The sequence below is a fragment of the Micromonospora sp. NPDC000121 genome, assembly GCF_042899165.1.
Taxonomy (GTDB): domain Bacteria; phylum Actinomycetota; class Actinomycetes; order Mycobacteriales; family Micromonosporaceae; genus Micromonospora.
In genome coordinates this window covers 598,111-614,545 of record NZ_JBIAZP010000002.1, presented here as the reverse complement: position 1 = coordinate 614,545, position 16,435 = coordinate 598,111, and the positions used below count along the sequence as shown (strand labels likewise).

At 69.2% G+C, this 16,435-nt stretch carries 36 protein-coding genes; 31 read left to right on the top strand and 5 right to left on the bottom strand.

Features of this window, described 5'->3' with window-relative positions:
* Positions 1-88 precede the first annotated feature (88 nt).
* The 5 genes from ACFY23_RS09055 to ACFY23_RS09035 all read right to left on the bottom strand — a co-directional run bounded on the left by ACFY23_RS09055 (position 89) and on the right by ACFY23_RS09035 (position 1,281).
* A complete protein-coding gene (locus ACFY23_RS09055; RefSeq protein ID WP_350676375.1) occupies positions 89-253 on the bottom strand; it encodes a hypothetical protein in 165 nt (54 codons plus the stop codon).
* A 101-nt stretch (positions 254-354) separates the two neighbouring features.
* Positions 355-495: a hypothetical protein gene (locus ACFY23_RS09050; protein ID WP_350676378.1), complete on the bottom strand. Its 141-nt coding sequence runs from the start codon at positions 493-495 to the stop codon at positions 355-357.
* A complete protein-coding gene (locus ACFY23_RS09045) occupies positions 495-650 on the bottom strand; it encodes a hypothetical protein (RefSeq protein ID WP_350676380.1) in 156 nt (51 codons plus the stop codon). Before ACFY23_RS09045 ends, ACFY23_RS09050 begins: the two co-directional genes overlap by 1 nt.
* Complete coding sequence (locus ACFY23_RS09040) at positions 647-925, bottom strand: hypothetical protein (protein ID WP_350676383.1); 279 nt, start codon at positions 923-925, stop codon at positions 647-649. Before ACFY23_RS09040 ends, ACFY23_RS09045 begins: the two co-directional genes overlap by 4 nt.
* A 23-nt stretch (positions 926-948) precedes the next feature.
* Positions 949-1,281: a hypothetical protein gene (locus tag ACFY23_RS09035; RefSeq protein ID WP_350676386.1), complete on the bottom strand. Its 333-nt coding sequence runs from the start codon at positions 1,279-1,281 to the stop codon at positions 949-951.
* A 131-nt stretch (positions 1,282-1,412) separates the two neighbouring features.
* On the opposite strand from ACFY23_RS09035, the gene ACFY23_RS09030 reads away from it, so the two are divergent.
* The 31 genes from ACFY23_RS09030 to ACFY23_RS08880 all read left to right on the top strand — a co-directional run bounded on the left by ACFY23_RS09030 (position 1,413) and on the right by ACFY23_RS08880 (position 16,208).
* Positions 1,413-1,673: a hypothetical protein gene (locus ACFY23_RS09030; protein ID WP_350676388.1), complete on the top strand. Its 261-nt coding sequence runs from the start codon at positions 1,413-1,415 to the stop codon at positions 1,671-1,673.
* A gap of 141 nt (positions 1,674-1,814) precedes the next feature.
* Positions 1,815-2,657, top strand: a complete 843-nt coding sequence (locus ACFY23_RS09025) for a hypothetical protein (RefSeq protein ID WP_350676391.1) — start codon at positions 1,815-1,817, stop codon at positions 2,655-2,657.
* Entirely contained in the window at positions 2,654-3,376 is a 723-nt protein-coding gene (locus ACFY23_RS09020) for a GIY-YIG nuclease family protein (protein ID WP_350676393.1), read from the top strand. Before ACFY23_RS09025 ends, ACFY23_RS09020 begins: the two co-directional genes overlap by 4 nt.
* A gap of 100 nt (positions 3,377-3,476) precedes the next feature.
* Entirely contained in the window at positions 3,477-3,656 is a 180-nt protein-coding gene (locus tag ACFY23_RS09015) for a hypothetical protein (RefSeq protein WP_350676396.1), read from the top strand.
* Positions 3,657-3,694: 38 nt separating this feature from the next.
* Complete coding sequence (locus tag ACFY23_RS09010; protein ID WP_350676398.1) at positions 3,695-4,120, top strand: hypothetical protein; 426 nt, start codon at positions 3,695-3,697, stop codon at positions 4,118-4,120.
* Positions 4,121-4,161: 41 nt separating this feature from the next.
* Positions 4,162-5,586, top strand: coding sequence for a hypothetical protein (locus ACFY23_RS09005; RefSeq protein ID WP_350676399.1), 1,425 nt, complete (start codon positions 4,162-4,164; stop codon positions 5,584-5,586).
* 51 nt (positions 5,587-5,637) lie between these two features.
* The gene (locus ACFY23_RS09000) at positions 5,638-5,871 is read left to right on the top strand and encodes a hypothetical protein (protein WP_350676402.1); all 234 of its coding nucleotides are present in this window, start codon (positions 5,638-5,640) and stop codon (positions 5,869-5,871) included.
* Complete coding sequence (locus ACFY23_RS08995) at positions 5,868-5,999, top strand: hypothetical protein (RefSeq protein ID WP_350676404.1); 132 nt, start codon at positions 5,868-5,870, stop codon at positions 5,997-5,999. Before ACFY23_RS09000 ends, ACFY23_RS08995 begins: the two co-directional genes overlap by 4 nt.
* The gene (locus tag ACFY23_RS08990) at positions 5,996-6,307 is read left to right on the top strand and encodes a hypothetical protein (RefSeq protein ID WP_350676406.1); all 312 of its coding nucleotides are present in this window, start codon (positions 5,996-5,998) and stop codon (positions 6,305-6,307) included. The genes ACFY23_RS08995 and ACFY23_RS08990 overlap by 4 nt, the downstream gene beginning before the upstream one ends.
* Entirely contained in the window at positions 6,304-6,753 is a 450-nt protein-coding gene (locus ACFY23_RS08985) for an HD domain-containing protein (protein WP_350676408.1), read from the top strand. The genes ACFY23_RS08990 and ACFY23_RS08985 overlap by 4 nt, the downstream gene beginning before the upstream one ends.
* 105 nt (positions 6,754-6,858) lie before the next feature.
* Entirely contained in the window at positions 6,859-7,155 is a 297-nt protein-coding gene (locus ACFY23_RS08980) for a hypothetical protein (RefSeq protein WP_350676411.1), read from the top strand.
* A gap of 41 nt (positions 7,156-7,196) precedes the next feature.
* Entirely contained in the window at positions 7,197-7,532 is a 336-nt protein-coding gene (locus tag ACFY23_RS08975; protein ID WP_350676413.1) for a hypothetical protein, read from the top strand.
* Between the two features lie 39 nt (positions 7,533-7,571).
* A complete protein-coding gene (locus ACFY23_RS08970) occupies positions 7,572-8,177 on the top strand; it encodes a hypothetical protein (protein ID WP_350676416.1) in 606 nt (201 codons plus the stop codon).
* Positions 8,174-8,596 (top strand): hypothetical protein, encoded by a 423-nt coding sequence (locus ACFY23_RS08965; RefSeq protein ID WP_350676418.1) that lies wholly within the window; start codon positions 8,174-8,176, stop codon positions 8,594-8,596. The genes ACFY23_RS08970 and ACFY23_RS08965 overlap by 4 nt, the downstream gene beginning before the upstream one ends.
* Positions 8,593-9,387 carry a tRNA(His) guanylyltransferase Thg1 family protein gene (locus ACFY23_RS08960; protein WP_350676420.1) on the top strand — a complete coding sequence of 265 codons (795 nt, stop codon included), beginning with the start codon at positions 8,593-8,595 and terminating at the stop codon, positions 9,385-9,387. The genes ACFY23_RS08965 and ACFY23_RS08960 overlap by 4 nt, the downstream gene beginning before the upstream one ends.
* Before the next feature lie 17 nt (positions 9,388-9,404).
* A complete protein-coding gene (locus ACFY23_RS08955) occupies positions 9,405-9,584 on the top strand; it encodes a hypothetical protein (protein ID WP_350676423.1) in 180 nt (59 codons plus the stop codon).
* On the top strand, positions 9,581-10,081 hold the full coding sequence (locus tag ACFY23_RS08950) for a DUF6292 family protein (protein ID WP_350676425.1): 501 nt from the start codon (positions 9,581-9,583) through the stop codon (positions 10,079-10,081). The genes ACFY23_RS08955 and ACFY23_RS08950 overlap by 4 nt, the downstream gene beginning before the upstream one ends.
* On the top strand, positions 10,078-10,335 hold the full coding sequence (locus ACFY23_RS08945; protein ID WP_350676428.1) for a hypothetical protein: 258 nt from the start codon (positions 10,078-10,080) through the stop codon (positions 10,333-10,335). Before ACFY23_RS08950 ends, ACFY23_RS08945 begins: the two co-directional genes overlap by 4 nt.
* 22 nt (positions 10,336-10,357) lie before the next feature.
* Complete coding sequence (locus tag ACFY23_RS08940) at positions 10,358-10,603, top strand: hypothetical protein (protein ID WP_350676430.1); 246 nt, start codon at positions 10,358-10,360, stop codon at positions 10,601-10,603.
* Between the two features lie 27 nt (positions 10,604-10,630).
* Positions 10,631-10,894 carry a hypothetical protein gene (locus tag ACFY23_RS08935; protein WP_350676432.1) on the top strand — a complete coding sequence of 88 codons (264 nt, stop codon included), beginning with the start codon at positions 10,631-10,633 and terminating at the stop codon, positions 10,892-10,894.
* Positions 10,891-11,463, top strand: coding sequence for a hypothetical protein (locus ACFY23_RS08930; protein WP_350676435.1), 573 nt, complete (start codon positions 10,891-10,893; stop codon positions 11,461-11,463). The genes ACFY23_RS08935 and ACFY23_RS08930 overlap by 4 nt, the downstream gene beginning before the upstream one ends.
* Entirely contained in the window at positions 11,460-12,449 is a 990-nt protein-coding gene (locus ACFY23_RS08925; protein ID WP_350676437.1) for a hypothetical protein, read from the top strand. Before ACFY23_RS08930 ends, ACFY23_RS08925 begins: the two co-directional genes overlap by 4 nt.
* Complete coding sequence (locus tag ACFY23_RS08920) at positions 12,449-12,661, top strand: hypothetical protein (RefSeq protein ID WP_350676440.1); 213 nt, start codon at positions 12,449-12,451, stop codon at positions 12,659-12,661. The genes ACFY23_RS08925 and ACFY23_RS08920 overlap by 1 nt, the downstream gene beginning before the upstream one ends.
* Entirely contained in the window at positions 12,658-13,074 is a 417-nt protein-coding gene (locus ACFY23_RS08915; protein WP_350676443.1) for a hypothetical protein, read from the top strand. The genes ACFY23_RS08920 and ACFY23_RS08915 overlap by 4 nt, the downstream gene beginning before the upstream one ends.
* A complete protein-coding gene (locus tag ACFY23_RS08910; protein WP_350676445.1) occupies positions 13,067-13,459 on the top strand; it encodes a hypothetical protein in 393 nt (130 codons plus the stop codon). The genes ACFY23_RS08915 and ACFY23_RS08910 overlap by 8 nt, the downstream gene beginning before the upstream one ends.
* Positions 13,452-13,727 carry a hypothetical protein gene (locus ACFY23_RS08905; RefSeq protein ID WP_350676447.1) on the top strand — a complete coding sequence of 92 codons (276 nt, stop codon included), beginning with the start codon at positions 13,452-13,454 and terminating at the stop codon, positions 13,725-13,727. Before ACFY23_RS08910 ends, ACFY23_RS08905 begins: the two co-directional genes overlap by 8 nt.
* 235 nt (positions 13,728-13,962) lie before the next feature.
* Positions 13,963-14,505 carry a hypothetical protein gene (locus ACFY23_RS08900; protein ID WP_350676450.1) on the top strand — a complete coding sequence of 181 codons (543 nt, stop codon included), beginning with the start codon at positions 13,963-13,965 and terminating at the stop codon, positions 14,503-14,505.
* A gap of 26 nt (positions 14,506-14,531) precedes the next feature.
* Positions 14,532-15,068, top strand: coding sequence for a hypothetical protein (locus ACFY23_RS08895; protein ID WP_350676452.1), 537 nt, complete (start codon positions 14,532-14,534; stop codon positions 15,066-15,068).
* Between the two features lie 109 nt (positions 15,069-15,177).
* Positions 15,178-15,399, top strand: coding sequence for a hypothetical protein (locus ACFY23_RS08890; RefSeq protein ID WP_350676455.1), 222 nt, complete (start codon positions 15,178-15,180; stop codon positions 15,397-15,399).
* Positions 15,396-15,797 (top strand): hypothetical protein, encoded by a 402-nt coding sequence (locus ACFY23_RS08885; protein ID WP_350676457.1) that lies wholly within the window; start codon positions 15,396-15,398, stop codon positions 15,795-15,797. Before ACFY23_RS08890 ends, ACFY23_RS08885 begins: the two co-directional genes overlap by 4 nt.
* A gap of 15 nt (positions 15,798-15,812) precedes the next feature.
* A complete protein-coding gene (locus tag ACFY23_RS08880) occupies positions 15,813-16,208 on the top strand; it encodes a hypothetical protein (protein ID WP_350676460.1) in 396 nt (131 codons plus the stop codon).
* Positions 16,209-16,435: the final 227 nt, after the last annotated feature.

Below are 16,435 nucleotides of genomic sequence, written 5' to 3'. Positions count from 1 at the left end.
CCGTGGATTGCGGGTTGGCTGGTCGGCTGTGGTGACCCTGCTCGGGCCGGGAGTGCGAGGTCCGGCCCGGCAGGCTCACGTGCAGACGTCAGCGGCGGAAACCCAGCGACGTGTTGATGGCCTCCCGGCGGGCGTTCGAGCGGCCCGGCCGCACCCGGATGGTGCGCTGCCCGTCGCCGGTGTCGACGGTGATCGGGCGGCGGATCTCACGGCTGGTGGAGCCGAAGGTGACGCTGGTGGCAGACGCGAACATGGTGATCTCCTCAGATCAAGGTGTGGTGTGGTTGGGCGAAGGGGCTGAGGGTGGTGCCGGCCGGCGCCCGCCCCTCCACGGGCGCCGGCCGCAGCGCCGGTTCAGCGCTTCTGGTTGGACTGCTTCTGGCCGCGGGACGTGAGACCGTCACGAATGCGGTCCGCTTCGATCAGCACCTGCTCGTCGCGGCCCCTGTCGGTGCGGGTCCGCTGCGCGTCCAGGCTGCGCACCTCCGCGGCCATCAGACGGCGGCGTGTCGGGCAGTGGTCGTGCGCGGCCGGTACGGGCCGTTGACGGGGGCGGCGCCGGCGTTGTCGGCGGCCGACGCGATCAGCTGGTGCGCCGACCGGGACGGCGTGTTCGGCAGGATGCGGTCGGGCCGCCGGTTCGTGTTCACCGGGCCACCGCCGCCGTACCCAGCTTGCCGTCACGCATGTCGAACGCCCGCGGCGACCGGTACGCGTTCGGGTTGCCCTTCCGGCGCAGGTGCTCCCCGATCGTGGACAACACCAGCACCCGCTGCCCGGGCGGCACCATCACCTGCGAGCGGGTGACGGCGGTGACCACCACCAGCCGGTACGCCTGGCCGTCGGCGACGTCCACCGTGTCGGGGATGCCGATGAACCCGTTCACATCCAAGGTCACCAGCCCGGCAGCCACATCCGTGAGCACCTGGTGCAAGGTGGGGGCGCCCATCACCGCACGCCCGTGAACTCGTCGGCGAACACCTCGGCCGCGGACAGCAGCGCGTTCAGGTTGTCCAGCTCGGGGCGGCCGAGCGGCAGGTGACCCTCCGACCACACGTACACGGCGGGCGTCCCGTAGTCGTGGGTGCCGTCGGCGCGGGTCGTGTCGGAGCGCTCCACCCACACCTCCACGCCGGCGGCCTGGCCGATCAGGTGGCGGTGGGTGGCGTCGGCGCCGGGAAACGCCCGGCAGTGGCTCGGCTGGCACCACACGGTGTGCGGGGTGGGCGTGGCCGGCGGTTCGGTGACGTCGCCGGGCACGTCGAGGACAGCGTTCCTCATCTCGGGCTACCTCCCGATCGGGGCGTCAGTGTTGCGAGCACTTCGCGACGCCGTATTCCCTTGTGCCTCGAACTTAAAGGGTGGCCCTACGGGTTGTCAAGGGTAGGGTTTCGCCAGTAGTCTTTGATCTCATGACGGAACCCGACTACGACGCCCTCCCCGTAAAGGAGGCCGATCGCCTGATCCAAGAGAAGATCGCCTACCACCGCGACCAGATGCAGTTCTGGGGGCTGCGCCGCGGACAACGGCTCCAGCGCGAGCTGGACGCCGGCCGGAAGCCGGCACAGGTCGCGGTCGACATCGACACGTCGGCGCAGGTCGTCTACGACCTCACCCGAAAGGCACGGAAGGCAGCCGCCCTCCAGGCCGAGGGACGAACCGACAACCCCTAGAGACAAGTGCGCCCCTGGAACCGCGCTCGCAACGACAGCCCCAGGGACGACTTGACGGAGAGGTAGCTCCGCCCACATGAAAAGTACCTTGCGAACTGGTGTGCGATCACGGGAGGTCAACCCGTGAAGGTGCGCCGCGCTATGCCCGAGGATGGGTGGACGCCGATCGCCAACGCCGCCCTCCGCGACTACCGCCTGAGCTGGCGGGCCAGAGGGCTACTGGCTGAGCTGCTGTCGTACCCCGACGGTTGGGACACCACTGTCGACAAGCTCGTCGCTGCCGCCCGTGAACGCGGCGACGCCACCGAGGGCCGGGCAGCCATGCGCGCCGCTGTCGCCGAACTCGCCACGATCGGCTACGTCCGGTACATCCGAGAGGCAGACGAGCGCGGCCACTGGACCACGGTCATGTCGGTGTGCGACGTGCCCCAGCCCGAACCGGACGCCCGACGTACCAGAAACCGGACTGTCGGAGGACCGGACCGTCGGCCTCCCGAGTCGTCGGGTGACCGGCACGTCGGAAATCCGGACCGTCGGGGCACCGAGACGTCGGCAGGCCGGTCCATTACTAAGAACACGGACACTAAGACGGATACAAACACGGAAGATCAAAGACTGTCCGACGAACATTCCGTGTCGCTCGCTTCGCTCGCTGCCGCCGAGGCGGCAGACGACAGCGACGCAGAGGAGCAGCAGATGCGGAAGGTCTATGCCGTCATCGACGCCATGGACCCGGATCTGCGACGCCGACACCTGCTAGCGGTCGAGCGGAAGCGGCCCAAGATTTACCGCGAGTGCCGCAACGAGGCCATCCGCCAGGTTGAACGCATGGACCCAGACGACCTCAAGGGCGAGCACGCGGCGCACATCATCGACGTGCTCAGCTACAAGTGGATGGCGCAGCACTACTCACCGAACTGGCCGCGGTGGTTCAAGGATCCCCTTGAATCCGCGTTTCAGGCGCAGACAAGGGGTACGGCATGACCAACCGGGATGGCTATCCGCTGCCATTCGCCCTGACGCCCCCCGAGTTGGACGCCCACCGGCCGGAAGGCAAGGAGTGGCGCCACAGCATGGAGGGGTGCGCGCTCACGGTGCTGCTGCATGGCGGCGCGGAGCTGATCGATGCGGCTTCCGAAGACCTGCGGCCATCGGACTTCGATGGCGACCACCGGGTGATCTGTCAAACCATGCTGGCGATGTGCAGTGCCGGCGATGAGGTCACCCCTGACAGCCTCGCCCAGCGGGTGTCCGACACCATCAGCCCGAAGGTGCTGGCCGACCTGATAGCCGCCCACGAACGCGGAATGCCGCGGCGGACGACTCATTCGGAACCCTTGTGGTTGCAGCGGGCCAGCCTCAACGACTTCCTCCGCGAGATCCGCCGCGACCTGACCGCCCTGTATTTCTGGTACGACACCGACGATGTGCTGCTCTACATCGGCATTACCGGCGACCTCGCCACGCGCCAGACTGCCCATGCGAAGCGCTCGACCTGGGCCGAGTTCGCAGACCACTCAACGGTGCAAAGGCTGCCGACCCGACTGCACGCGCTCGACGCCGAGCGGGAGGCGATCAAGGCGGAGCGTCCGCTGTTCAACGTTACGCACAACGACACCCCGGAGGCGCGCGCCCGTCTCGTGGCCTACCTGATTGAGCATGGCCGCGCGGACCTGCTCGTCCCTGCCGTCTCGCGCGGCTGACCGAAGCAACTCCATAGCAACCCGGTAGCAAGTTGCTTGGCACTTGCTACAGCACCTGCCATCAACAGGCAACGAAGTCCCGAACGAGGAGGAACCAGAGATGGGTCGGAAGACGGCGGAGATGCGGGTCTTCGCTTACAACATCTCCAACCACAACGACGAGCAGGACGAGATCGACCGCGCCGCGTGGCAGAAGTTCATGGGCGAGGTCCGCGAGTTGGCGAAGAAGCCCGAGTACGCCGAGATCGAGATTGAGGTCGGCGACTACGGCTCGTACTAGCTCCTCGCTGACCACCAACCGCAAACCGGAGGTAACCGATGACCAAGAAGCCCGTCCCCGACAACACCCCGGCCCCTGCCCGTGACCTGATCCTGCGGCCCGGTGACGTGGTCGCCGTCGGCCTGGCCAACAAGAAATGCCCGGTCGGGGTGGTCACCGCCGCCGACAGCAACGGGTTCCGGTTGGACCTGTACTCGTGGCCGATCGGCCAGTTCTCCGCCGGCGTGAAGGTGGTGTTGTGGTCGCAGGTGGTGGAGGTGGGGCCGCTGGCCCGGCAGCGTGCCGACGGCGTGTTCGAGATGGATCCGCTCGCTGGGTTCCAGACCGCGTGGACGAGGGTTGCGATGACCATGGAGTCGGACGCGGCCGTTGAACGCGCCGGGACTGGTTCGCCGACATGCACAGCGTGCGGTGACGCCCCGAAGCCCGACCACTACTGCGCCGACTGCGGACGGCAGGGCTGAACCTGCCGTCTTGCACGGCTGACCCCGGATCGGAGGCACCCTTGCCGAAGCTACGTCCCCGCGACATCGCCGCCCTCCCCAAAGACACCACCCCCGAGCAGATCGCCGTCCTACTCGGCAGCAGCTACGACAACTTCTGCTCCTGCGTGGTGGCTGAGGCGACCCGTAAGGGGACGCCGCCGGCGTTGCGTCAGGTGTTGCGTCTGCCGGAGTGGCGTGACGACTGGATTGACGCCTTGACGGGTGCTGAGGCGAATCTCCAGGTGGCGGTGTTGCGGGCCCGCTACGAGGATGGCCCGCACGCGGTGCGAGTCCGTAACAACACAGAGGCGCTTACTGCGGTCCGTACCCGCCTGCACAAGGTTCGGGCGCATGCGAAGCGGGAATCTCGTGGGCGCCCGCACACGTACGGCACCGACAACGATCCGATCGTGCGGGCGGCCACGAAAAAGCTGATCGGCGTCTATTTCGCCGAGTATCGGCAGATGTTCGTGGCGGCGGCGGACGCGGCGGGGGTGGATCCGGCGGCGCGGCGGGCCGACTCCGACACCACCGAGTTGATGACGTTGTGGGCTTTGCAGGTAGGTGCGCCAGCTCAACCGTTGACTGACCGGGTGCGGAAGCTGGCGGCGCTACCCGACTTCGACTTGGACCAGGTGGTGGCGCGGGATGTGCAGCAGGAACCGGAGGAACCCGACCTGACGCACACGCTGCTACTGGACCGGTGGGGTGAGTCGCTGGACCGGCTGGCGCAAAACACCGCCGACCTGCTGGGGCTGCCGCACCGGCCGATGGCGGCGCTCGCCGACGTTGACCTGACCGTTGCCGGTCTCGACCAGGACACCGCGTACAGGCGGATCAACCAGTTCCGGTTTCTGGCGCACGTGCAGCAGCGGTGGCTGGAGCAGAAAACCCTCACTCGCCGCTTCCGGCGGCAGATCGCCGACTGGCAGAACGTCACGCTGGGGCCGGTGTACGCTGCTGCCCGCGACGAGCTGCGGCGTGCCTACCCTGACGAGTTCCAGCAGGCTTTGGAGCAGGCACGAGAGGGTCAGGCTGGGCCGCCGTCCGTGGATGTTCCGGCGCCGCGCCCTGGGGCCCTGCACCCGAGCTCGCCGGTGCCGCAGGCCGCGCAGGTGCTCGCCGAGAAGTTGACGGCGGCCGGCTGGGACGCCCGAGTGGACCATCAGCCGGGCGGGGACGGGGACGGCGGGCAGGCGCGGGTCGACGCGGCCCGTGGTGATGCGCTGCTGCGGGCGGCGTACAAGCGCAGGAACAAGGGCCATGGCGGCGGTAAGGGCTGGAACCTGATGTTCGTGGGCGTGAGGGTCCGCGGCGAAGGTTTTGTGCGGCTGCCGAAGGTGTCCGACGCGCTGGACCTTGCCGTGCTACCGGAGATGGAGTTTGCGGAGCGCGTCGCGGAGTATCGAGCAAGCCAGGATTCCCCCGCCGTCTCGCGCGGCTGACCCGCAGCCGGAGATGAACCGATGACCAGCCACCACCTGAAAGGACCGATTATGACCATCGACCAGGACCACACCCCGCTGAAAGAGTGGGAACCCGAGCACAACGAACGCGTCGTCCGATGGCGCCAGCCCGACGTTGTCGGAACGGTGATCCGCTGCGATAGGTACGGCCACTTCGCCGACCCGTACTGGCGGGTGTCGGTGCGTTGGGACGGCGGCCGGGTGGAGGACGGCGTTGAGACGTCTTGGCTGACCCGTGAGGACGGAACGCAGGGGCGGCGATGACCGGCACCGAGCCGCCGCTGGCTGATGACCGGCTCAAGCAGGAGGTGCGCCGCTGGTCGCAGCGGGTGGGCAGGTTCGCCCGGGGCAAGCGGATCCAGGAGGACCCGACCGCCGGTGGTGCGCAGTGAGCGTTGACCGGCGTCGCCTGGGCTTCCTGTCCCGCCTGTTCGGCTCGGTCACGACGACGGTCACTGAGACGTACACCATCACCGACGCACCCCCCGTGCCCACCACCATGTTGGCGCGGTCGACGGAGTTCGAGCCGGACGTGCTGGCCGTCGAGTACCGCAACGGCCGGTTCCGGCATCTGCGGGTGTCCGGTCCGGCGGTGGGACATCCGTCGATCAGGGTGACCCGCCACTACGATCGGCTGGCCGAGGTGCCGGAGTGGGCGCGCGGCTACACGTCCACGGTGCGGGCGGAGGCCACCCGATGACCGGCCCGACTGTTGCCGACGCTGACGCGCTCGCCGAGCGGGCGCATCGCGGCCAGGTCGACAAGGCTGGGCGCCCGTACATTGAGCATCCGCGGGCGGTTGCGGCGGCCCTCGCAGAGCACGGCGACCTTGCGGTGATGGCCGGTCTGCTGCACGACGTGGTGGAGGACACCCCGGTCACGTTGGATGACCTGCGGGCAGCCGGCTACCCGGAGGCGGTGGTGTCGGCGGTGGACGCCGTGTCCCGGCGGGAAGGCGAGACGTACATGGACATGATCCGGCGTGCCGCCGCCGACCTGCTCGGCCGGCTGGTGAAGCTGGCGGATAACAGCCATAACAGTTCGCCGGATCGGCTGGCGGTGCTGGAGCCGGAGGTCGCCGAGTTTCTGCGGCGCCGGTACGCGAAAGCCCGTGCCGTTCTGCTTGCCGCCGCAGCGCGCGACTGACTTTCTGTGACTTGCTGGCTGTGGCCATAGCCTGCCCGTCGACACGCCACCTATGCTGTGCTTGAACCCCAACCACACACCACACCCGACCGATCGGAGGTCGTCATGACCCAGATCAGCACCGACTCGGCCGCGTACCAGGCCGCCCACCACGCCCTGTCCGGCCGGTTCAACGGCGACATCGCCGCCACGGCCGCGCTGATCGCGGCGGAGCTCGCGGAGACGCAGCGGCACTACGGGTTGACGTTCATGCGGCTGCTGACCCTGGACGCCGGCCACCGCGCCAGCACCGTCGAGCACATCACCACCCGCGTTGGCGAGGTCCGTGGCGGCGTGAACCACGCTCGCCAGATGGTCGACACGGCGGTGCTGGCCGCCGCCCGCGCCCTCTGGGCGAGCTGACCGGCATGGACACCAACCACCAGCGAGTCCCGGAGGTCGCCATGACCGACAGAACCACCGCGCAGATCATCACCGAGGCCGGACCGCTGCCCCACCCGTCGGGCATGCCCCGCCGCTACCCCCGCAGCGCGCGGTCCGCCGCCGAGGCCATGCCGACGAACCAGTACGGCGCCGCCACCGAGCAGTACATCGCCGACGTGCTCGCCGGTCACGTCCCGCTGCCCACCGACACCGAGTCGGTCGCCCGGATCCGCGCGAACGCCACCCCGATCGAGCAGTCACAGCTGCGGTTCCTGCTCGCCATGGTGATGCCGGCCGCCGACGCGGAGCGGCTGTTCACCGACGCCGGCCGGTCGATGCCGCTGTACCAGCCGTGACCAACCACAACCACCAACCACCAACCACCGGAGGTTGCCATGACCACCACGACCAGCTCCACCGCCGAGCACCGCACCGATGTCAGCCCTGACCCGACCACCGGCAGCTACAGGTGGTCGTGCTCTTGCGGTGACGGCAGCCGTCCGGTCCTACCGAGTCACGCCGCCCGAGACCTCGCCCGCAGCCACGAGCAGAGCGCCAACGCCTCGCAGATCCCCGACCAGCCGGACGGCATCTCCGAGCAGTCCCGGGACCTGCCCGACCTGGCGCGGGCCGCGGAGCGCGTGAACGAGTACATCGGGGTGTGCGGCGACGGCCTGTACGACGTGCGGGACCGGCAGCCGCTGTACGCCCGGGACCTGACCGCGCTCGTGCGGCTCGCCCTCTCGGCCGGCGCAGGAACAACGGGCGGGGACATCGGCACCTTCGCGGACATCGACCGGCAGGTCACCCTGCTGGAAAACCAGATCGCCGATCTTCGCACGGTGGGTGCGCGCGTCGCGGCCGACAGCGGCATGTCCGGCACGGAGATCATGGGGTGGTTGAAGCAGCACGGGGCGGCCGACGACACCGCGCGCACGCTATGCGTGGAGATCATCCACGAGCGGCGTGCCGCCAGCAAGGGCGAGGAGCGGCAGCCGTGACCGACCCGACGAACGCCGCCGTCCGGGCACTGAACCCCGGCGAGGGATACCGCTACGAGTACGTGGTCACCCACGAAGCCTGGTACTACGCCGGCACCGTCAAGGAGATCAGCCCACACCCGGAGATCATCGTGCATAAGGCGGCGCTGGCCGGCGGCTGCGCGTGGGAGTTCACGATCGCCGACTACAGCGCCAAGATCCGGCCGGGCACGATCCGGTTGAAGATGTACGGCGAGTCCTTCGACGCGCTCGCCGAGATCGCGCCGTTCTTCGCGGCGCTGGCCGAGGACAAGCCCGACACCCTCGACGGCGTGCGGGAGCTGCTGGACTCGCTCGGCTTCACCGACGCCACCGAGCGGATCCGCCCGGCCCGGCTCGGGACCACCCGTCTGGACATCACTGGGGAGCCCGTCCGATGAGCGACAACACCAGCCTCGGCGACCGGATGAAGGCGTACGAGGCCGCCACCCGCACGGTCCTGCCCCGACGCACCTACACGATCATCCGCGTGGACGGCCGCGCGTTCCACTCCTACCTGCACGGCGCCGAGAAGCCGTACGACCACCAGTTCATGGAGGACATGGACCAGGTCGCCGAGGATCTGTGCCAGGAGATCGCCGGGGCGGTGTTCGCCTACACCCAGTCCGACGAGATCAGCGTCCTCGCCTGCGACTTCGCCACTCCGCACACCCAGCCGTGGTTCGGCGGGGTGGTCGCGAAGATGGTGTCCGGGTCGGCGGCGCTCGCGTCGGCGAAGATGACCCGCCGCCGGCCCCAGCAGGTGGCGCTGGCGCTGTTCGACTCCCGGGTGTTCACCATCTCCGACCCGCGGGAGGTCGCGAACTACTTCATCTGGCGGCAGCGCGACTGTGTCCGCAACTCCATCACCATGGCCGCGCAGGCGCAGTTCTCCCACAAGCGGCTGCACGGCGTGAACACCGGGCAGATGCAGGAGCTGCTGTGGTCGGAGAAGGGCATCAACTGGAACGACTACCCGGACGGCTGCAAGCGCGGCCGGGTCGTGGTGAAGACGTCGGGGATGCGACAGGTGACGTTCACCCACAAGCGCACCCAGGAGGAGCAGACGGTGGACGCGTTCCGCTCGTGGTGGGAGGCCGGTCCGGCGCCGCACTTCACGGCCGAGCCGGACGGGTTTCTAGCCGAGGCGATCCCAGCGATGCCGTTTCTGCGGGAGCTGGTGTCAGCGTGACCGACACGATTCCCGCCGTGACTAGCGTGTGGACGCGGAACTGTGACGGCGCCACCCTGACGGTCACCGGCATCACCACGATCCACGGCAAGCCGAACGTGCAGTACGAGACCTCCTACCCGGACATCTCCGACCGGGGTGTTGGCATCTCCAGCCTCGACCACTTCCTGCACCACGCTACGGAGGACACCCGATGACCGGCACCGCGCCGACGATGAACGAACTGTACGGGGAGGGTCCGGGCTGGTATCGAGCCCACGTCCCGTACATCAGGGCGGTAGCGCGAGCCCTGGCTGCGGCCGGGTTCCCAGTCGCTGACTGGGACGCCGACCCGAACCAACCCCGCGACGGCAACATCGCCCTCGACCTCACCCGGCAGGGCACCATCGACGGGCAGCCGATCTGGTCGCACGACGAAGTGAACGTCGGCTGGAACGAGGACCGCGGCTGGTTCCTGAACACCGTGGACGACCCGCACAGCCGAGACTCCCGGTACGTGTACGACCTCGGGATCGAGCGGGTGGCGTCGCCAGCCTCGGTGGCGTTGGCGGTCGCGGAGAAGGCCGGGCTGACAGTGAATCTGGCGATGGAGGGCGACGGGCACCCGGACGTGGACTTCCCCGACCACCACTGCGAGGAAGACGACGTGCCGTTCGAGCTGGCGCTGCGCCGGTACGCGGAGTCGGGCCGGTGAGGCGCAGCAGCCCACCGATCGCGTTCGCGGCGATCGTCGGCCCCCTCGACGTGCGCATGTCGCCCAACGACGAGCACGTTCTCAACCTGATCGCAGCGTGGCCGCACATCCACGACTTGGACGAGTGCATTCGCGCCGGCGACATCACCCTCGACGGGCTGTGCAGGCGCACCCGCCTCGCAAAGCCGCACGTGTTCATGTCCGTGGCTCGGCTCGAAGAGTTCGGGCTGATTCCCGCCGGCGCCATCCGCTGACCTGACCCCGACCGGAGGCACCATGACCGACAAGGCCAACGCCGAGCGGTGCTGCGACGAGTGCACGGCCGCCGGCCGGGTGCGGTATCTCGACCAGGCCAGGTTCCACGCCGACGAGGGCGCGCGGTTTGCCGCGGAGGCGAAAGCGCACGCCGCCGACGCGGTCCGACTCGCCGACGAGGCCGATGCCGCAGGCAGGAAGGCCATCGTGGCGGCTGTTGTGGCCGCAGCGCTGGCCATTGCCAGCGTCACGATGTTGTTTCTGTGACCCAACCGCCAACCACCGGAGCACACCATGACTAACCAGACCACCGATCCTCTCGCAGGCTCCCTCCACCAGGCCGCCACCTCCGGCGGTGGGCTCGGCTTCAACACCGGACCCACCCTGTTCGCCGCTGACTGGCACGCGCGCCGCGCGGAAGACCTCGCCGACCGTGCACTGTCCGCGTCCATGTCCGGCTGGTGGAAGCGCGGCCGGCGGCGCGAGATGCTGGCCGCGGCGCAGGTCCACGCCACCCTTGGCGCCATCGCGATGCGGGCGGAGAGGGCACCCCGATGACCAACACCACCGCCACGATCATCAACGGGGACGTGACGGGCCGCATCGACCCGCGCGCCCCGTACCAGGCCGCCGGCGATGCCCTCATCGAGCGGCTACGCGTCATGGGGGAACTGCCGGCCGAGCTGGACGGCGCCACCGAGGACCGGATCCGGCAGGACGCCGCTGTCGTCGCCGACGCGGCCGTGCGGGTGGAGCGGGCACGGATCCGCCGCAACCTGTCGCTGCCGCTACTCCAGGCCATGCGGGTGATCCCGTCCGGGCGCATCCAGCAGGGATGCGTCATCTCCGACGGCACCATCGTGCGGGAGCGCATGCGGGACGCCTACTTCGGCATCACCGCCGACCCGACCCTCGGCGACCAGCAGATGCCGGCGACGGTGACCGACCGGGACAAGCCGCTGGACCTGGTGGAGGTGGGCCGCTGGCTGGAGCAGTGCGGGCACTGCGACGCCGGCCTGCCGCAGGCATGCACCTGCCCGCCCGGTGACATCCGGGCGGTGCTGTCGCGGGCCGTCGATGAGATCGTGGTGTTGCGCCGCGAACTCAACCAGGAGGCAACCGCATGAGCCGCGTCTACTTCCACAGCCCGAGCGGTGACGCTGAACTGCGTGGCAGCGAACGGGCATGGCTGAATCACGTTGCCCGCGGCCCCGCCGAAGCCGCCTGGAACTTTGACCACACCGACATCGTGGACCGGATCACGCACATCCTTGCGATGGTGCCGGAGGTTCCCGACGGCGAGTTCGGATCCAACTACCTGCACACTGGCCTGCGGGCCGCCCAGCAGGAGCAGCGAGCCAACAAGGCCGCCTACCAGGAGTGGCGGCCCGGCCAGCCGTTACGCGGACCGGTCAGCCACGAGCATCGGCGGCTGCTGGTGCGGTTCCTGCGGACCCGACTGAGCGTGGACGGTGTTGAGCTGCATGTGGCCGGGGTGAAGCTGCACTCCAGCAACGTCGAGCTGAACACCGCTCTCGTGGCCGGTTCGGACCCGGTCAGGTTGGCGGCGAAGATTCACGGCTGGTGTGAGTCCCACGCGTGGGTGGAAGGACCCGACAGGGCGTGGCTCGCAGGCATCATCGACCAGGGGTTGAAGGCGGGCATCTACCGGCGGGCCATCCGCCATAGCGACGAACCCGACGGGGAACTCTACGCGCAGGGCTGGGAGCAGGTGCAGGAGTTGCTGCGTGCCCGCGACGACAAGCCGATCGTCCTGTCCTACTCGGTGTGCGACCAGTTCCCGAACCCGACCACTGACCTCGCGTCCCCGCACCGGCAGGTGGACCGGTGGGAGGACTACACCGAAGCCGAGCAGCAGGCCGTCACCGACTGGCAGGAACGCTGGTATGAGGACGACAACTGGGCCGCCAAGTGGGACAAGGGCATGGCGTGGCTGCGGGAGCGGCGCCCGTGGGCGCGACTCGCCCCGGACACCCTCGCTGACGTGGCGTTCCACCTGCCGGTGACCGTGTACGACCTGTTCGCCCCCGACCGGGACGAGCGGGTACGCGCCGCCGCCGGCCTCTCCAGCGAACGCGTGGAGGCCGAATAGTGAACGTCGTCCGCCAGATCGTAGGGATCGTGACCGTCCTCACCGTGGTTGCCCTGTTCGCCTTCACCCTCGTCGCGTCGTTCACCGGAGGCGAGTTCACCGACCGGGAGCAGGACATCCTGGTGGAGGTGTTCTCTCCCGTCGCGGTGGTGTTGCTGATCGCCATTGCAGTCGTCACACCGTACGAGCCGAAGCGGAGGCGCCGCCGGTGACCGACCCGATTGACGTAGACAGCCTGCCGCCCACCCAATACCTGATGTTGGAGGTGCTCGCCGCCCGGCACCGTCTCGGTGAGGCGCTATGGACGTTCCCGTCCGGGCCGGCGTACCGGAAGGCCGCCGACTATCTCGCCCAGCTCGGCTTGGTGGGCTGGAAGTCGGGGGTAGCGCCGAAGACAATCCAGGTGTGGTTCACCGACGTCGGCCGGGCCGCCGCGCTCGACGGTGACTACCTCAGCCCACACGACAAGCAGATCCGCATGGCTCGCGCCGAGGTTGCTGAGGACATCGGGGATGCGATCCTCACCCACTTCGCCCCCGACAACCGGACGGCACGGCAGGCTGCGCGGATCGCCCGCCACCACGCCACCGCCTACAACAAGCCGGCGGAGGCCGCACGTGCCTAGCATCGTGGTCAAGCCACAGCAGGGTCGGGACCTGTACGTCATCTGGTCCACGATCACCGAGTGCCCCATCGCGTGGGGCGACCGTGCCGAGACGCTGGAATGGCTGCATGAGGACTGGCAGTGTCGCCAGCCCGGCGTCATCCCCGATCTGCTGTCCGACCCCGCTGGACGGCTCGACCGCGCCGACATTTACGGCACGTCCGCCGCCGGCGGGTACGCGTTCTTCGGCCGCTGGGACTACGACGGGTTCATGTACGAGCAGCGCGGCATCCTGCCCCGGCACCTGCTGGCGCGGGCATGTGAGCTTCTGGAAGCCGACCGGGAGCCCGAGGTGTGGGACCTGCTCGAACCGATCGAGGAAGGCATGGAAGTGCGCCGTGGCTGAGTCACCCATCCGCCGGCTGATCAACGCGTCGTCGCTGGGCACCCCCGACGCGCGGCTGCTACGCGGACTCACCGACGACGAGACGGCCCGCCGCATCGTGGAACGCTCCGAGCAGATCGGGGAAGCGATCGACGCCGCCACACCATGCGACCGGTGGTTCTGTCCCACCTCGGGTGAGGTGGAGTGCGGCGTGCATGGCGGGTTCGACGTGTGCTGCAACCGCATCGACCTGCACCAGCCCATCACCGTCCAACCCCATCACCGTTGACCGTCGCCTGCGCGGCATACCGGCCGCCCCACCCGACACGCTGACACGCCCGGCGACGGTGGCGACCGCCACCCCACCGCGGGTAGGCTCCCCGAGCACCGGGATCCCCGGCCGTCGCCACCCAGCCCAAAACCGGCTTTCCCCGCGCCGTGAACACCACCAGCGCGGTCGGGCCGGTCACCCCCCACCCTGCCCCCGCACCAGCAGCCTGTCTCGCAGCCCGCCAGGAGGCCCCGTGACCGAGCAGCTCTCCGCCCCACCGATGACCCCCCAGCCGTACCCGCTGTGGTGCACCGCCGTGTCCGCCGAAGAAACAGAAGTGTCGTGCGGACGCATCGTCGGTTGGCTACCCGCCGGCCCCACCGACGAAGGCCGCGAACAAGTTCCCGTCGTCGCTGACGAAGACGAGTACGGCCAAGCCGAAACCATCGTCACCGCCCTCAACGACGACGTCCTGTTCATCACCGACACCCGCGACGAAGGGCTACGCCGCGCCCAACGGTGGATCAACCGGGAACGACGGTTCCAGTTCGAGACGACCAGCACCGCATGGGACACCAACCGCGACACGGTGCTCGCCGAAGCACACGCGCAGGCCGACAAGCATGGGCTCGCCCTGCCCGGCCAACCCGAGGTGACCGCATACCGCACGGCGAACGGCACGGCCGTCCAACTGGCGTGGCCGAAGGCGCACCCCAACCGGCGGTGGCGGGTCACCGCCTCCGCGCAGGTGGTGGAGGACGACGCCGCAGCAGACACCGGACACCACCCGCAGTAGCCACCCACCCGCAAGGAGCACCCCCTGTGACCGGATCGTCCACCACCCCCGACTGCTGCCAGCACGACGGCCTGTTCTACCCCGACGGCGGGAAACGCTGCTTCCGGCACTCATCGCCCGAAGACCGGGCGCTCGTCGCCGACCTGGACGCCCGGGCAGCCGCCGGAAGAACCCTCGGCGAGCGCGGCTGGCCGTACGGACCGAACATCGACGTGCAGTCCCGCATGGAGATGCTGTCGTGGGCTGAACAGTACGGGCTGCGTCGCGCCGAAACCCGCTGCCAAAACCTGCACTGGCTACGGAAAGGGCGCTGCGGGGTGCAGCGGTGCGACCCGCTCGGCCGGTGGGCCGACCACGTGACCCGCTGGTCCCGAAACGGGCGCCCCGCGGTGCTGGTAGCGCAGCCGTACGGCCTGTCCAACGACCAGTTCGCCCAGGTGGCCGCACTCAACGACGAGGAGTTGCAGGTGGCGGTGGACGGCACCGGCTGGTACGGGCACGGCACCACGTTCGTGCAGGTGTGGCGGGTCGACGCCTGGAACGCGATCCTCGCCGACGCCTAGGCTGATCGCTGAAACACCTGACCGCCCATCTGCCTGTGAACCGAAGCCCGACACCGGCAAGCGTGTCGGGCTTCGGCGTGTTCCGCCCCCGCAGGCGTATCCTGACCTCATGGACGAGCAGCCCACCCGCAGCCCGGCTGAGGAGTTCCGCGCCGAGATGGCCCGCCGCGGCATGGTGTCCACCCCCGAAACGCGGGAGTGGGCGCGTAAGGCACTCGCCGACGCCCGCGCCGCCTGGCCGCCAGAGCGGTTCGACGCCGTACGGGCCCGCACGCGGCGGGCCGTCGCCGAAATGTTCGGCCACGAGCCAAGCGACACCACCGCCGCGTGAGCGAGCCCGACGACGTACCGGTCAGCTTGGTTTTGGACCGGACGGCCCTGCTCGCCTTCGCGGCGGGTTCCATGCACGCCGCCGAACCAGTCGGCCAGGTCAACGAGAACGGAAGCCGCTACGGGGTGCCAGTACCCGCGCTGGTTGAGGCCCGCGCCGTGGTTCCCGGCGCCGAACGTGTCGCCCTCGACTGGCTGATCACCCAGCCGGGCTGCGTGGTGCTGACCACGTGGGGTGAGGATTGGGAGGAACTGTCGTACTGGCAGGGGCTGACTGGCCGGTATGACGCCGCCGCCGCGCTGGTCGCCGCGTTCGAGCACCGCTGCTACATCCTCGCCAGCGACATGAAGGCGTTCCCGCCGCGCGAGGGCCTGCCCGTCATCTACTTCCCCGCCTGACCTGAGGTGTTGCCTGTGCGCGTGCACGACTTTGAGGGCTGGCTGGCGGCATCGCTGGCCGCGCAGCCATGGGTTGGCGATGTCGCCCGCTGGTCGACCGACGGCGGCCCGAAACCAGTCGGTGTCACCCTCAACGGCAAGATCCAGATGCAGATGGTGAAAGCCGAATCGGGCGCGGTGTACACCGGTGAGTGGGAGCAGCCGGCACCGGCCCCCGCGGTGGAAGGCTCCCCGACCGACCCGGTGTCGTGGGCGGCAGCAGTCGCCGACGTGATCCGCGCCGCGCAGCATCCCGGCGTGAAGGATGTGCAGACGTACGCCGAGTGGGGCGGCTCCACCAAGCCTGCCGGGGTGCGTGTCGTGCTGGTCGACGGGTCGCAGATATACGGCTCGATCATCGCCATCCGCTGACCGGCGGCATCAGGCCGTCCGCCTACCCGAGTCGGATCAGCCGCTCCCGAAGTGCGTTGAGAAGCGCCACGAGCAGCACCTGGCGATCACGGGCCTCCCGGTCACGGGCCCGACGGTTACGTTTCCAAGCCTGCCGCCGTGCCCGCGCCTTGTCGGGGTGTCGCTTCAAGTACCGAGACACCTTTCGGGTGCTCCGTTTGGTGTCGTCCCTCAGATGCCAGTGCTCG